Source organism: Paenibacillus kribbensis (assembly GCF_002240415.1).
Lineage (GTDB): Bacteria > Bacillota > Bacilli > Paenibacillales > Paenibacillaceae > Paenibacillus > Paenibacillus kribbensis.
This window is the reverse complement of sequence record NZ_CP020028.1, coordinates 1,307,074-1,322,500: the sequence shown is the minus strand read 5'-3', so window position 1 is coordinate 1,322,500 and position 15,427 is coordinate 1,307,074. Positions and strand designations below refer to the sequence as shown.

At 46.5% G+C, this 15,427-nt stretch carries 18 protein-coding genes and 1 other annotated feature (1 of these 19 cut by a window edge); all 18 genes read right to left on the bottom strand.

The genetic code is table 11. The annotated features are described in order from the left end of the window. A protein-coding gene (locus tag B4V02_RS06080; protein WP_094154116.1) for a LysM peptidoglycan-binding domain-containing protein crosses the window boundary here: on the bottom strand, positions 1-971 show its 5' portion. Its footprint begins 685 nt before the window's first position; the window shows 971 of its 1,656 coding nt (coding positions 1-971); it begins with the start codon at positions 969-971; its stop codon lies off the left edge, out of view. A gap of 159 nt (positions 972-1,130) precedes the next feature. After that, the gene (gene ilvE / locus B4V02_RS06075; RefSeq protein ID WP_094154115.1) at positions 1,131-2,015 is read right to left on the bottom strand and encodes a branched-chain-amino-acid transaminase; all 885 of its coding nucleotides are present in this window, start codon (positions 2,013-2,015) and stop codon (positions 1,131-1,133) included. A gap of 17 nt (positions 2,016-2,032) precedes the next feature. Beyond that, positions 2,033-2,932: a prephenate dehydratase gene (gene pheA, locus B4V02_RS06070; protein ID WP_007431682.1), complete on the bottom strand. Its 900-nt coding sequence runs from the start codon at positions 2,930-2,932 to the stop codon at positions 2,033-2,035. Further along, positions 2,929-3,897 (bottom strand): homoserine kinase, encoded by a 969-nt coding sequence (gene thrB / locus B4V02_RS06065; protein ID WP_094154114.1) that lies wholly within the window; start codon positions 3,895-3,897, stop codon positions 2,929-2,931. The genes pheA and thrB overlap by 4 nt, the downstream gene beginning before the upstream one ends. A gap of 27 nt (positions 3,898-3,924) precedes the next feature. Continuing rightward, entirely contained in the window at positions 3,925-5,211 is a 1,287-nt protein-coding gene (locus B4V02_RS06060) for a homoserine dehydrogenase (protein WP_007431684.1), read from the bottom strand. A 42-nt stretch (positions 5,212-5,253) separates the two neighbouring features. Beyond that, positions 5,254-5,691, bottom strand: a complete 438-nt coding sequence (locus B4V02_RS06055; protein ID WP_094154113.1) for an ACT domain-containing protein — start codon at positions 5,689-5,691, stop codon at positions 5,254-5,256. Between the two features lie 155 nt (positions 5,692-5,846). Next, the gene (obgE, locus tag B4V02_RS06050) at positions 5,847-7,157 is read right to left on the bottom strand and encodes a GTPase ObgE (protein WP_007431686.1); all 1,311 of its coding nucleotides are present in this window, start codon (positions 7,155-7,157) and stop codon (positions 5,847-5,849) included. A 13-nt stretch (positions 7,158-7,170) separates the two neighbouring features. Beyond that, a complete protein-coding gene (locus B4V02_RS06045; RefSeq protein WP_094156951.1) occupies positions 7,171-7,908 on the bottom strand; it encodes a Spo0B domain-containing protein in 738 nt (245 codons plus the stop codon). A gap of 145 nt (positions 7,909-8,053) precedes the next feature. Further along, entirely contained in the window at positions 8,054-8,371 is a 318-nt protein-coding gene (gene rpmA, locus B4V02_RS06040; RefSeq protein ID WP_007431688.1) for a 50S ribosomal protein L27, read from the bottom strand. A gap of 5 nt (positions 8,372-8,376) precedes the next feature. Beyond that, a complete protein-coding gene (locus B4V02_RS06035; RefSeq protein WP_094154112.1) occupies positions 8,377-8,715 on the bottom strand; it encodes a ribosomal-processing cysteine protease Prp in 339 nt (112 codons plus the stop codon). 13 nt (positions 8,716-8,728) lie between these two features. Next, a complete protein-coding gene (gene rplU, locus B4V02_RS06030; RefSeq protein ID WP_007431690.1) occupies positions 8,729-9,040 on the bottom strand; it encodes a 50S ribosomal protein L21 in 312 nt (103 codons plus the stop codon). 13 nt (positions 9,041-9,053) lie between these two features. Beyond that, positions 9,054-9,141 (bottom strand) — a sequence feature (ribosomal protein L21 leader region). Positions 9,142-9,239: 98 nt separating this feature from the next. Beyond that, positions 9,240-10,424 carry an Rne/Rng family ribonuclease gene (locus B4V02_RS06025; protein ID WP_094154111.1) on the bottom strand — a complete coding sequence of 395 codons (1,185 nt, stop codon included), beginning with the start codon at positions 10,422-10,424 and terminating at the stop codon, positions 9,240-9,242. A 49-nt stretch (positions 10,425-10,473) separates the two neighbouring features. Then, entirely contained in the window at positions 10,474-11,352 is an 879-nt protein-coding gene (locus B4V02_RS06020) for a M50 family metallopeptidase (RefSeq protein WP_094154110.1), read from the bottom strand. Between the two features lie 3 nt (positions 11,353-11,355). Then, positions 11,356-12,189 carry a M23 family metallopeptidase gene (locus B4V02_RS06015; RefSeq protein WP_244188461.1) on the bottom strand — a complete coding sequence of 278 codons (834 nt, stop codon included), beginning with the start codon at positions 12,187-12,189 and terminating at the stop codon, positions 11,356-11,358. 328 nt (positions 12,190-12,517) lie between these two features. Beyond that, positions 12,518-13,315, bottom strand: a complete 798-nt coding sequence (gene minD / locus B4V02_RS06010; RefSeq protein WP_007431694.1) for a septum site-determining protein MinD — start codon at positions 13,313-13,315, stop codon at positions 12,518-12,520. A 3-nt stretch (positions 13,316-13,318) separates the two neighbouring features. Next, on the bottom strand, positions 13,319-13,981 hold the full coding sequence (gene minC, locus B4V02_RS06005) for a septum site-determining protein MinC (protein WP_007431695.1): 663 nt from the start codon (positions 13,979-13,981) through the stop codon (positions 13,319-13,321). 82 nt (positions 13,982-14,063) lie between these two features. After that, on the bottom strand, positions 14,064-14,594 hold the full coding sequence (mreD, locus tag B4V02_RS06000) for a rod shape-determining protein MreD (protein ID WP_094154109.1): 531 nt from the start codon (positions 14,592-14,594) through the stop codon (positions 14,064-14,066). Continuing rightward, positions 14,594-15,412, bottom strand: coding sequence for a rod shape-determining protein MreC (mreC, locus tag B4V02_RS05995; protein WP_007431697.1), 819 nt, complete (start codon positions 15,410-15,412; stop codon positions 14,594-14,596). The genes mreD and mreC overlap by 1 nt, the downstream gene beginning before the upstream one ends. Between the last annotated feature and the right edge of the window lie 15 nt (positions 15,413-15,427).

Below are 15,427 nucleotides of genomic sequence, written 5' to 3'. Positions count from 1 at the left end.
CAGTCATGATGATAGCTCTGAATTGGAGCTACAGAAGGAGAGGCATTTTCTGCAAAGGAGGTATTTACAGAAGCATTTCCCCAAGGTTGAGGAGACCCAATACCCGGATACCACGAGTTCGGCATTGTATTTATTTGTGGGCTGTAATCAAATGTCGACTGCTGTACTGGCCATGGAGAATTTATCACCGACTTCGAGCTTGTGTAAACACAAAACTTTTCAGTTACGGGTTGCTTCATCTCCACATTTACTGGAAGCTGTGGCTTCGGTGCAATCGGTTGAGTAACTATAGGTTTCATTTGAGGTGGAGCTGGTGGTGTAACTATGGGCTGCATTTTAGGCGGAGCCGGTTGGGTAACTATGGGTTGTATTTGAGGTGGAGCAGGATTTACTGGTACCATGGGAACTTCCGGCAGTTTTAATTCGGGAAGCTTAGGAGGATTCTCTGTTTCTTTCGGCTGCATCATCTGTTCATTAGGACTAGGGATATTCTCCGGTTTAAGGTTATTCGACTCCTCCTTAGGCTGGGTAAGCTCCTGCTTGGTCGGGGACTCGACTGGGGACTCAGCTTTAGGCTGCGTCATCTCTGGTTTAACTGCGGTATTTTTTTTATTTTCCACAGGGTCAGAGGCTTCTTCCTTATAGTGTGGGATATGAACTGTTTCTCCAACCAGAAGAGCGTTGGGATTCTTAAGCTGGGGATTGGCGTCAATAATTAGCTTAAGCGGTACATTCCAGGCTTTGGACAACTTCCACAAAGTGTCTCCTTGCTTAACCTTGTGCTGATACATCGTTGACGGTTGTGTTTCCATCGTAACAGGATCTGTCGGGATTTTGATTTTCTCGCCAATGCTCAGCTGATTAGGGTCAGCCAATTGGGGATTGGCAGCAATAACTTTCTCCAGTGCCACATTATACTTCTGTGCCAGCAAGTACAGGGTGTCACCTTTTTTGACGATGTGTATTTTCACAGGTCACAAACCTCCTAGCTTTCGTTTGGGCGGGATAAACGCCCGGCTTCTGTTATTACATCCTATGCACCTCCCGGGCGAATGACCCCATACAAACCAAAAAATCCTTTCAACTGAATACTCTTGCGAGCATCCTGTCAAAAGGATTCACTGTTTATTTTAGTTCTGCCACACTTTATAGCCGTCCTGATCGACGATTTTCCTGAACTCGGCCAGCAGCTCCAAAGTCACTGGACCAGCAACACCGGAACCAATCGTACGACCATCAACTTCATAAGCTGCAATCACTTCCGCTGCAGTTCCTGTAAAAAAGACCTCATCCGCCACATATACATCATGCAATGTAAAAGGTTGCTCTTTGAGCGTATAGCCAAGCTCGGCGCACAAATCAATGATAGCATTACGGGTTATACCCTCAAGTGCTCCCAAATAGCAAGGCGGTGTATAAAGCACTCCGTTTTTGACAATGAAAATGTTGTCCGCGGAGCCTTCTGTCACATAGCCTTGAGAATTGAGCATAATAGCCTCGCCCACACCAGCATAGTTAGATTGAATCTTCACCAGGATATTGTTGAGATAGTTCAACGATTTAATTTTCGGATTCAAAGCATCTGGGATATTGCGACGCTGGGAGACAGAGATCGTTTTCAGGCCGGTCAAGTAAGCTTCCTCCGGGTAAATGGCGAGCTGCTCCACGATGATGATGACACTTGCCTTCGCACAACGAAGAGGATCAAGTCCTAAATTCCCCGCACCGCGAGATACAATCAGGCGGATATATCCGTTACGCATTTCATTAAGGCGAATCGTTTCAGCCATCGCTTCCAGCATTTCATCCTGAGATAACGGAATGCTCAACTGAATGGATTTCGCAGAATCATACAGACGGTCCAAGTGCTCTTTGCATTTAAAAATATTGCCGTTATAGATACGGATTCCTTCGAATATACCATCTCCGTACAAGAAACCATGATCATATACAGAAACCTTTGCGTTTTCCTTCGTTACATGCTGCCCATCCAGATAAATCCATTGTTCTGCCATTAAAACCACACCTCCGATTATTGTTCCTTTACAATTGGTTCGATCGCTGCTTCAACATACTTGTAGCTTGGATAGGAGCCAAGAATACGTACCTGACACCCCAAAGCCTCAATCTCTGCAAAGGCTGCCGGGAGCAGAACGGAATGCAGGGACTCCAAAATTTCAATGTAAAAATAATAATTGCCCAGTTGCTTTTTGGTTGGACGCGATTCGATACGGGACAGATTCAACCTGCGCCATGCAAACGCGGATAACACCTGATGCAGTGCTCCTGGAAAATCCTGCGGCGGTGTAACCAGAATACTGGTCCGCTGTCCATCAGGGGTACGCGGGAGACTCATAGGTTGATGACCGATCAGAACAAAACGGGTAAAGTTGTTGTCGTGATCCGTCACCTTACTGGCCAAGATATCCAGTCCGTGTTTGGCAGCCGCAAGCTTGGTTCCGAGAGCGGTCCAGCCTTTACCAGGGTTATGCTTAACAATTTCGACAGCTTCCGCCGTACTTCCTGCACTCTCCAAATCAGCTTGAGGAGCGAAAGCCTGTATGAAACCCTTACACTGGGGAAGCGCTACGGGATGAGACATAATTTTGACCACTTTGCTCAAATCCAGCTCGCCCCGGTCATTGGTAAATTCACTGCGATGTCCAATAAGGTTTTGAATGGAAGGATATATCCATTCCGCTTGCATCTGAATGTCTACTTCATGTACAAGCCAATCCATGTGTAAACTTACAGAGCCATCAATCGTATTCTCAATGGGAATGACACTGTAGTCTGCCTCCCCCTTGTCTACTGCCTGAAACACGTCTGCTATGTGCTTATAAAATAGTAATTCACAGGGCGTATCTCCTAGCAAATACTTAATCGCCTCATGAGAAACGGTCCCCTCAGGAAGAAGTGCAATTCGTTTCATTTCATAAGTTCCCCTTTTATCATATCCATAAAAGAAAGTGTATTCCCTTCCGTATATACTTTAACGCCTTCACTCTCCGGGCGCAATTTTAACACGGAGGCATTGATGCCCTGTTTACTCATCGTATCCGTTAAATACTGTTCCAGCTCCGCTTTCCGATTCTCCCGACAGTCGGTCAACGCCAGGAGTGTCGGTCCAGCCCCGCTGAGCGCCACGCCTAAGGCACCATGATGGTGCGCATCCTGCAGAATCTCTGTCATCCCCGGTACAAGCGCTGCGCGGTAAGGCTGATGAAGCCGATCACTCATTGCTTCAGCGATCAACTCTGTTCGGCCCGATGCCAATGCTGCTACAAGCATCGAAGCATGACTTACATTGTATACAGCATCCTTCAAGGATACATGCTCGGGCAGCACCTCTCTGGCCTTGGACGTAGACAATTGAAACTCTGGAATGACTACCGTAACCTCCAAATTAATATCCGGCTCAATCCGTAAGTGCTTGGCATGCTTACCATCCCACACGGCAGTAATAATGCCGCCAAACAGGGAGGCTCCAACATTGTCTGGATGCTTTTCAATAGCGCTCGCCATGTCAAACAGTTTGGAATCCGACAGAGCCGAGCCGATCAGCGTATTGGCGGCCACTAGAGCGCCTATAATGGCGGAAGCGCTGCTGCCCAAGCCACGGGTAAGCGGAATATCCGAGTACATCGAAATATCCAGTTCAGGAACAGCTACGCCAGCTTCTCGAAAAACCATTTGTGCTACCTTGTAAATCAGATTTGTTTTATCTTGTGGAACACCATTCATTTCATCTCCGTACAGATGGAAAGCCGTCTGTTCGGCCTCTTTCAGTTCAATCCATGCATATAGGGATAACGCCATGCCCAATGTATCAAAACCGGGACCCAGGTTGGCGGTACTCGCAGGCACACGCACCCTTGCTGTTTTCAAAACGGTCATACAGACAATTCCTCCTGCTTTTATTGACTATCCTTCTACCCGATATACACTCTTGATGCGGCGAATCACGTCCAAAGTTTCAAAATGCTCCAAAACCTTTTTCATACTCGCTTTGCTGGCCAAATGCGTTACAATAATAATTTCTGCATCGGGATTAGCCTCATTCGGTTGCTGTACAACAGATGCCAGACTGACGTTGAATTCAGCAAATACCTGCGTAATCCGTGCCAATACCCCGGCTTTATCATCCACATGCAAAAGCACGAAATTTTTGAAATATACATCTTCGTCATTACTGATTTTTTTGGGGTTATAAGGTACGATTGCTTTAAGCCCATTCACGCCAAGCTTGAGGTTTTTCACAACGGCTACCAGGTCAGCCACAACCGATGTAGCCGTCGGCATTTCGCCTGCACCCGCACCATAAAACATCGTTTCACCCACTGCTTCACCATGCACATACACTGCGTTGAATACCCCGTTCACTGAAGCCAATGGATGCTGCTTGCGTACCATCGTCGGCTGAACGTTGATCGTAAATTCATCGCCCTGGCGCTCTGCAATGCCAAGCAATTTCATTTCATATCCAAGCTTTTTGGCAAAAGCGATATCCTCACTGGTCACCTTCGAAATACCGCTGACACTTACATCCTTGAGTTCTACATCAGAACGGAAACCAAGCGTGCCGAGAATAGCCATTTTACGAGCGGCATCCAGTCCCTCTACATCTGAAGTTGGATCGGCTTCAGCGTATCCAAGCTCCTGCGCTTCCTTCAGAACCTCCTCGTACGAGGCCCCCTCCTGGCTCATTTTAGTTAAAATGAAGTTTGTCGTACCGTTCACAATTCCCATAATACGGGTGATACGATCGGAGGAAAAACCCTCAATTAACGTGCGAATGATCGGAATCCCGCCTGCTACGCTGGCTTCATAAAAAACATCACATTGCTTTTCCTGCGCCTTAGCTAATACTTCGGAGCCATGCAAAGCCATTAAGTCCTTATTGGCTGTTACGATGTGCTTGCCTCGCTCCAGCGCTTCCAGAATGTACTCCTTGGTCTGATCAACGCCTCCCATGACTTCGATAATGATATCAATGTCAGGATCACGAATGACTTCCCATGGGTCCTCCGTAAGCTTAGCACCATCCACTTCAATGGAGCGATATTTGTCAATATTTTTTACAGCTATTTTTTCAATAATGATAGGTGAACCAACTTGTCTGCTCAAATCTTCCTGATTTCCTTCCACGATTCGAACAACTCCCGTTCCTACCGTACCTAAACCCAACAATCCTACTTTGACCGGTTTCATCCATTCCCCTCCTACTAACTTTTATCTAATGGGCGGTATGCCCTAACCTTGCCCGATCAGGCGAACACGTTTGACGCCAGAGATGGTCTCCAAACCTTCCAGCAGAACACCCAGTTCTTCACTGAGTCTGGACATTTCCACCGAGATGACTACGTTGGCTCTGCCTTGTAGCGGAATGCTCTGCTGGATGGTCAGCACATTGCCTCCGTAATCCGCCACCCTGCCAAGCACTCTAGACAGCATGCCGGATTGATGTTCCAAATCAATGGAGATATTGACAATTCGCTCACGCTCCAGCTGGTTGACCAAATGAATGCCATCTTTATATTTATAAAACGCGCTTCGACTTAGCCCAACTTGCTCTACGGCGTCATGCACGGTTTTAGCATCCCCTGAAGCAAGCAGCAATTTAACCTGTATTGTCTTCACAATGGCTTCAGGCAAAATATCTTCCCGTACCAAGTAATAGCGCTCTTTCACGAACGTCCTCTCCTCAAAGACTTATGTTTTTGTATAGAGGACATTATATCGAAACTCCTGAAAATCGGCAAGCTATCCATACAAAAAACGGCTACTGCCATCTATAGAAATCCCTATAGTGCAGTAACCGTCCATTCAAGACTATTATTTCATTTTTAGTAGTAGCTGCTGCCTTCCACAAATTCGAACTCGAAATCAGCGATCCGTACAGATGTACCATCTGTGGCACCACGCTTACGCAGCTCGGCATCCACACCCATGTGGCGCAGCGTTCTTGCCAATTTCAAAATGGCATCGTGCGAATTCAGCTGCATGCGTTTCATCATGCGCTCAATTTTAGGGCTATGCACGACGAACGTGTCGTTCTCACGTACAATCGTAAAGCCTTCGTCTTCTGCCGCATCTAGCTTAAATACCTTACGCTCATTAACTTCTGCTACTTCCTCAACGACCGGCTCGTCCGGTATTTGATCCAGCAAATCAGCAGCCCGATAAAGCAGTTCTTTGATGCCTTGGCGTGTCAGCGAGGAAATAGGCATAATTTCCAAGTCTGGACGCACAGCAGCGACCTGCTCTTTGAATTGTGCCAGGTTTTCTTCCGCTTCCGGCATATCCATTTTATTCGCTGCGACAATTTGTGGACGCTCCGCCAAGTTTGCGTTGTATTGCTTTAATTCGTCGTTAATTTTAGTCCAATCTTCAAACGGATCGCGCCCCTCCGAGCCTGCCATATCGACGACATGGATAATAACGCGTGTCCGCTCAATGTGTCGCAGAAATTCATGCCCCAGCCCAATGCCCTCATGGGCTCCTTCAATCAACCCAGGCAGATCAGCCATCACAAAGTTACGATGATCACCCACATCCACGACGCCCAAATTCGGGGTAATCGTTGTAAAGTGGTAGGCGCCAATCTTTGGCTTTGCAGAGGATACGACTGACAGCAATGTAGATTTCCCTACGCTAGGGAAGCCGACCAAGCCTACGTCAGCCATCACCTTTAGTTCAAGGGTAATATAACGTTCTTGTCCCTCTCCACCGTTCTCAGCAAGCTCAGGCGCTGGATTACTAGGCGTAGCAAAACGAATATTTCCGCGTCCTCCGCGCCCTCCTTTTGCTACGATAACCTGTTGTCCATGGCGTGTCATATCTGCCAATACTTCACCCGTATCATCATCGGTGATGACTGTTCCCGGTGGTATGCGTACAATCATATGCTCCGCATTAGCTCCATGTTGAGATTTGTTACGACCCTTGACACCACGCTGGGCTTTAAAATGCCGTTGGTATCGAAAATCCATCAAGGTACGCAATCCTTCATCTACACGGAAAATCACATCTCCCCCGTTCCCTCCGTCGCCACCAGCCGGACCTCCTTCAGGAACGTATTTTTCACGGCGAAACGCAATTAAGCCGTCTCCACCGTCGCCGCCTTTAACAAAAATCTTCGCTTTATCTACAAACATGGTTACACCTTCCTTATGTCTGGCACTCCATCCGAATTTGAAGCATTTCGCCTGTTGGGAGCTTCTCTGTTCGAATGCGTTCACTTCCGTGTACGGATCTGACCTTCTTTAAAAAATTCGAATCGGCAGGTATTTCACTTCCTTCAAAGCGGACAATAACATCATTCTGATCCATACCGAAAAACAGTGTCAATCTGCGCACTTCTCCCCAGGACGACCGGCCACCGCCGTATTGATATGCACGCACCGTTTCTATGACAGCCGAGGCAAGCGACTCGCCGTCTTCGGGAGACATGACAGCGTCCAACTTTAAATGCTCCTCAACCTGTACCGACAACTGTAAATTCCCGGCGTTTACGCGAAAAGACTGCAAATAAAATACCAGTGAAGGAATACCCAGCTTGGATATTTTACTTTCTTCGGCCACGCGCTCTTTTATTGTTTCCACATAATCAGCTGATTTATCATGCTTATTCATACGAATATAGCCATAAAGCACCTGTAGGTCATTCATCCAGTCATGTCGATGATGGTTAAGCGTTGCGATAGCTGTATGTTCCAACGAACGCAAAGCAGCTTTACGCTCATTCTCAGCCTGTCTATGCATATACCACATGCCAAAACAAGCAGCAGCAACAGACCATACAGCTAATATGATAATCGTTAAACCTTCAGGATAGAGCAGTGAAAAAACCAAAGGAATCAGAATGGAACCCAACGCCAAATAAGGCGCTCTTATCCGCTGGAACATGGCTTCTCTCCGTTCTGCCATAATTAATAGATTATTAAATAACCTTAATCCAGTATAGCACAGACTGACTTTCCAGTTCATTACCATCATGCAAAAAAGCCTCCGACAAAAGTGCCGGAGGCTTTTCAGCGTGTCTAAGCCGCTATTAAGCTTCTACAGTAGCTGCTACTGGAGCAGCGTCAATCGGGTAGATGCTCACCTTTTTACGATCACGGCCCCAACGTTCGAACTTCACAACGCCGTCCACTTTCGCGAACAGAGTGTCGTCCTTACCGATGCCCACATTCGCGCCTGGGTGAATTTTCGTTCCGCGTTGACGAACCAGAATGCTACCGCCGGTAACTGCTTGACCGTCAGCACGTTTCACGCCAAGACGTTTCGATCTGCTGTCACGTCCGTTTTTCGTGGAACCTACACCTTTTTTCGATGCGAACAATTGAAGATCCAATGTCAATTTCAACATGATGTCTACCTCCTTCTTTGTTTATTTTCTATTTGAATATACTTACCATATGATTCAGCAATACTTGTCAGCATAATCACCATAGACTCCAGCAGCAGTTGAACCTGTGCGTTAGTAACATGGTGACTTTCAGGAGGAAAATACGCGCTCAAAAAGCCATTTTCCATTTCTGTTTCCATTTCAACGTCCGTAAGAGCTCCGATCGAATTGACAGTTCCTACAGTTACCGCTGAAACACCAGCACATACGATATCCTCGCCAGACTTGGCGTAATTCGCATGGCCTTTAATAGAAAATCCCTGTATGCTGCCATCCTCCAGTCGTATAATGCGCACGATAATCACTTATCGCACCCTCTTACGCTTGGATTTTTTCAATCGTCACTTTCGTGTACGGTTGACGATGACCTTGCTTCACATGATAGTTCTTTTTAGGTTTGTATTTGTATACAATGACCTTTTGACCTTTACCATGCTTCTCAACTTTAGCTGTTACAGAAGCTCCGGAAAGAAGCGGTGTACCTGCTGTCAAGCCATTGTCGCCAGACACTGCCAGAACACGGTCGAACGTTACAGTTTCACCATCGTTCGCTTCCAACTTCTCGATGAACAATACGTCGCCCTCTTGAACTTTGTATTGCTTACCACCTGTTTCGATAATTGCGTACATTTGCTTGCACCTCCTTATTTCTCAGACTCGCCTAATAGCAGGTGGCAGATTCCCGAAGGATACTGCACTTCAGTACCTGATTGGAGCGGTTACAGCATGTGCAGCCAAACTTACGCATCACACATACTAAGTGAGTATAGCACAAGCTTCATCCACATTCAACCTCTAGTTTTGAAATGATTTTGATTTACAGATTGCTCTACACAAGCGTCTTTTCCTCACGCACCTTTTTACGGGTCATTTCCAGAAGACCTAGCCGCGTCCAGCCCACAACATATGATTTGGTCCGATCCTTCTTTAGTCTGGCCTCCAGAACAGAGGATACTTCCCTACGGTTCTCCTCTTGCTCCATGTCAATAAAATCAATGATGATAATGCCACCAATATCGCGTACACGCACCAGCCGGGCAATTTCTTCGGCTGCTTCGATGTTAGTCCGGGTCACCGTCTCTTCCAGATTGCTGCCGCCCGTAAACTTACCGGTATTCACATCGATAACGGTCAATGCCTCCGTATGATCAATGACAATGTATCCGCCGCCCTGAAGCCATACTTTTCGTGCAAAATCACGTTCCAGCTGCTGGTTGATACCATAGGCATTAAAGATCGTTTCTTCTGCACTACGGAATATGCTCACATGAGCTTTCGCCGGACCAATCTGTTGCAGCATGATTTCCGCATCCTTCGCCTGTTCCTCGCTGTCAATGACCAGCTCATCCTGTTCCGGGGTAAACACATCCCGAATCAAGCGTTGAACGATGCTCAAATCCCTGTGTAGTTCACATGGAGCGGAGCATTCACCAGCTTTACGCTGAATGAGTGCCCACTGCTGACGTAGTTGGTCCAGATCATTTTCAATCGCCTCTATACTCATTTCCTCCGAAACGGTACGGATAATGATCCCTTCCTCACCCGTGCGCAGCTGTTCCCCCATTGCTTTCAAACGGGTACGTTCTCCCTCACGCTCGATTTTCTTGGATACAGCCACATAGTCGGCGCGGGGCATGTATACGATCCAACGACCCGGAAGTGAAAAATGAGTCGTCACTCTGGCTCCCTTGCTGCCAACAGCCTCTTTTAATACCTGTACAACAATTTCCTGACCCACCTTTAACAGCTCAGAAATGGACGGCTTTACCTGCGGCTGCTTGTCCAAATGAGCATGAAGCACGTCATCCACATATAAAAAAGCATTTTTTCGTTGTCCAATGTCAACAAAAGCGGCTTGCATACCCGGCAGCACATTGACTACCCTCGCTTTGAAGAAAGAACCTAAAATCCCCCGTTTTCGTGGCAGCTCTGCCGCATATTCAACCAATCGTCCCTCTTCCAACAGCGCCATTTGGGTCATCTGCTGCTGGCACTGTACAATCATTTGTTTCATGGTTTTTCAACCTCTCTGGATACAGCCTCTTCCTTAGCTCTTAAAACATTTATTTAAGCTTTGGTTTCTCACCATCTGGCGGACGTGCCGCAAAATAAGAGCGAATAAGGCGCTGCTCCGGCAGTACGGCTACAATCCGTCCCTGTTCATTCATAACGTAAACCATATGATACCGATCTCTTCTAAAAAGACGCAAAATAGGCTCCAAATGTTTCACTGGCAAGGATACAATAGGTAAGGCAATACTTCCCTTAGCTGCTTCGCGGTAAAAAAGCTCGTCCCTCCCCAGCAAAAAACGTATAAAACGGTAAGGAATATTACGATAATCCACAATATTAGAATAAAGCAAAAAAATCCCTACCGCCAGCAGATTTAAATGCACAGGTCCATTTTGTCTGAACAGTGGAGAAATTCCATACATGCAAAATAGCAAGCTCGTCACGATACTGGCCCGAAAAGTCCACACTAATGTACGATGATAAGAAAGAAACAAGCTGATCAACGCCTGCAGTATTTTTCCACCATCCAGCGGCAAAATCGGCAGCAAATTGAACAATGCAATAACTGCATTTCCCTGAATGATATAATTTACATAATCATGCTCAGCCCCGCTCACATTTCTGAACCATAATAGGATGATGATCATGATTCCATTTTGCAGAGGTCCAGCCAGTGCTATGACAACTTCCTTCCACGCATTGAGCTTCCCCTGATCCTCAATGACCGCCACTCCTCCAAAGGGTAGCATCTGTATGGAAAGCACTCGCGCCCCTAACAACGAAGCGGCTGTCGCATGACCCAACTCATGGATAAACACCAGTGTAAACAAGGTCATGATCTCAATAAAATGTCCAGTCAACACAGAAGTCAACATGACCAGTACAAACAGTGGATGCAGTGATAAGGTCACACCCCGGACATTAATCAAGAGCTACCACTTCCGCCGGATCAATATACTGATCCCCCTCTGCAATGCAAAAAACAGAGTCACCGCCTCATTGGCGCTATGGCTTGCTGGAAGTACACCAACCTCATCCCCCTCCTGAACCCAGTCGTTTACCTTTAGGGTAGAGCGAGAAAGCCTTCCGTATGTTGCAGTAATACCACCAGTGTGACGAATCGTAATTGTAGTTCCACTTTTGGGATGATTCAAAATGTCCAATACACGTCCTGCATCTATACTTTTAACAGCGACTACCCCGTTGCTGGTAACATTCGGCGTAATTTCCACCCCTTTAAGGCTTAGTGCAAACGGCTGTGTTATATTGCCTTCAATCGGCGCAAAAGCCTTTCGGCCCGCATTCACCTTGTGCGTTTCAGTCTCCTCGCCAAAGATCGGTAAAAAGGAAGGGGCACCGTCAAAATAAGTTCCATACCATTGTCTGGCGGCTGCAAAATCCATATCCTTATTCAAGGAATCTGCGATAAACATTTTCAAATTCACCGCATAGGGCATATCCCAGCGAAACAATCCCCACACCATTCCAAATAACACAGCTGCCATTATTGATCTGCGCCAGAAAGAAGTCCAAAAAGACGGACTGCGATTCTCTCCGAAAGATTGACGCCAGCGTTGCTGTTCATTTTTCCATTCGGTTTCCGGGTCTCTGGGCCGATTTGCATTGATTACGGGCATTGACTTCATTTCTCTATTCCCGTACCTGTCCTGATATACACCGGAGGAATATGGTTCAGATTGGCCTCCCGCGATTAGCTGCTGTATACGTTCTTCTCTGCGCTGCTTGATTCCGGAATTTTTATGCATCCTGTTCAGCCCCCTCAGCGAGGTATGTTTGATACATCTTATGAGGACGGGCTTCAACTTATGTTGTCCGGTTCGGGATTACGCTCCTGAAAAGCCAAAAAAACCGGCGGAAATCCACCGGATGCATTAGGTATGTAGGATAGCAAGACAAAACAAAGACACTTAAATAAGGCTACCACTTATTTAAGTGTCCAGTATCACAAATAAAAAGATTGCATGGCTTTAAAAGCCTGTAAATCTTCGCCATGCCTTTCACTACATCCTCTACCTTGGGAAAACAGTGAAGGGACCACGCGGAGCGTCTCCCAATCAAAACTCACGGTTTTACTCATCCACCCATACCAAAAAACTTCTTAAAGCGTGTCATCACGCTTTTCTTCTGATCCATCTGCATGAGGGGCACCGTATCACCCAAAATCCGTCTCGCAATGTTGCGATAGGCGATCGCTGCTTGTGAATCTGGATTCATGACAGTAGGTTCTCCTGTATTGGCTGATTTGATCACCATTTCATCATCCGGCACGATCCCAATAAGGTCTATGCTAAGCACTTGTAAAATCCCATCAATATCTAACATATCCCCGGATTTAACCATGCTGTTACGAATGCGGTTAACCACCAGCTTGGGTGAAATTACATGTGAGCTTTCCAGCAAGCCAATTACCCGATCAGCATCGCGTACGGCAGCATTTTCAGGGGTCGTTACAACAATGGCCTGATCCGCCCCGGCAATGGCATTTTTGAAGCCTTGCTCAATACCCGCAGGGCAGTCAATCAATATATATTCAAAATCCTTTTTAAGCTCCAATATAATATCCTTAACCTGCTCAGGTGTAACAGCACTTTTGTCCTTAGTCTGAGCGGCAGGCAGCATATAAAGCTCCTCAAAGCGCTTATCCTTGACCAGAGCCTGGTTTAAACGGCAACGACCTTCGGCTACATCAACCAGATCATAAATAATCCGATTTTCCAGACCCATTACCACGTCCAGATTACGCAGACCGATATCGGTATCCACCAGACACACCTTTTTACCGAGCAGTGCAAGCGCTGTTCCTATATTGGCTGACGTCGTCGTTTTACCGACGCCGCCTTTTCCTGAAGTGACGACGATAGCCTCTCCCATGTGCTACACCCCTTTGAACACGTTAAAATCGCGGCCCAGACGCACGATATTGCTCATTTTATCTATTTGCATAGCGCCATCCTTGAGATACGCAAACTCCATGCCGGATTCACGTGTCTCCCATTCGTCTGGTGGACGGCTGATCATTTCGGAAATTCGCAGTTGTGTCGGTGCAAAATAGGAGGCCGCGATAATCGCTTCGCTGTTGCCCTCCATCCCTGCGTGCGCCATACCTCGCAGAGCGCCGAGGACATAGATATCACCGGTACATGTTATAATTCCGCCCGGGTTAACATCTCCTAAAAAGAGTAAGTCCCCGTTATGATGAAGCACTTGACCTGACCGGATAATCCCTGTCACCGTATGAATAGGAGGCTTCCCCTGCACTTCCACAGGCAGCCCGGGAGATTCTATTGACCGTATGAGCAGATTCCCCTTCTGCTTCAAAATCTCCAGAATACTTTCCTTTTGTTCCTCTGTCACTTCCCGGCTTCCCAGCTTAATATCCACATGAATGATCGGGCCTGTTAAAATATTTTGATGACTGTGCTCCAGCTTAAAACGCAGCTCACCTAGCAAATCCTCAAACTCGCATTGATCGTCCAGCAGGAATACCAGGCCGTCTTTGATGCCTTTAATCGTGACATGATTCGATTTCACTGCCATTAGCCTGTCCCTCCTATTTCAATCATTTCGTCCCCGGGACGTCAAATCCCTGCTAACCCGGACAAAATGTGTGAAAAAAGACCTAGACAGCCTCTTCTTTTTTCACACGGGTACCCAAACGCTGCAATTGCTTGCGAACGGGTACATAAATAATGAGGGCAAACAGAAAATGGATAAATAAATCAGGAATCATATACTGTGCTAGCGCCCAGTCGAAAGTCTGATGGTTCAGCTGGAACAACTGATCAATGGCAAAAAGCATAGAGTCCAGCAGAAAGCTGCCAATCAACACAACCGCCATCATAATGGGCATTGGTGCACGCCTGGCTGTAAAAACAAGTCCCAATAAGTATACAGACAATCCCATTGCAAAAGAATAGGGTCCAATGATAAACCCGTAATAGACTACATCATGAATAAGTCCAAATACAATTCCCAGCACTAATGCGATATGGCGGCTGTAATACACAGATACAAACAAGATTACGACATACACAAGATTAGGAACCATCCTTGAATGCCAGCTATCGGGAAGAAGCCACGGTAGAATCGTTCCTTCGGCTATAAACAGTACAAACAACAGCAGTACTAAAACCTGACCGCGTATCTTCATTATTCCGGTACCTCAGGAGTATACAGAACGAACAGTTCCTTCCAATCCACAAAGCTGGCTGCCGGTTTAATAATGGCTGTCCGTGTTTGGCCAAACTCTCCGACCTGAATTTTTTCGACCGTGCCGATCAGCAGGTTTTTACGGAATTTCCCGCCACCACCGGACGTAATAATCTGATCCCCCTTGGCAATGGGGTCATTTTCCGAAATTTTTGTCATTTGAAACGTATTGGTGACTGGATCATAGCTTTCCACCATGCCGAATGTTTGCTCTTTCCCAAGTGCGGTAGCCGCTATCGCATAAGAGTTTGGATTTTTAGGATCCAAAGTAGTCAGCAATGTTACTGTAGAGGTGAAATTTGCAGTTCTGCTAATAACTCCTACAAAGCCATCCAGAGACCTTACCTCCTGGCCAACTCGCGCTCCATCCTTTGATCCGATATCAATCACGAGCGTTTTGGAATCATTGCTCACGCTGTTAACCTGGGCGACACGCCAATCATAATTATTTTTCGCCTTTTGTTGCTGAGTAAACTGCAATTCGTTCTGCAATCTGACGTTAGTCTCTTTATAATTGCGGGTTTGAATTTGCTCGGTAGTAAGCTGTGCCACCGCAATTTTCAAACGTTCGTTTTCTTTATAGATGCTCCGCATATTTCCGATATCTTCAAAGAAGCCCGCTATTGCTGAAGCGGGCCTGTAAAAGATACCTTGCACAAAGCCAATTGAATCTCTGGCGAACTTCTCCGGCCAGGTTAAGGAATTTCTCTGTCCAAGTGTAATCCCCATAAGGGCAATAAACAGAACGATTCCGATCAATAGAATAAATAGTCT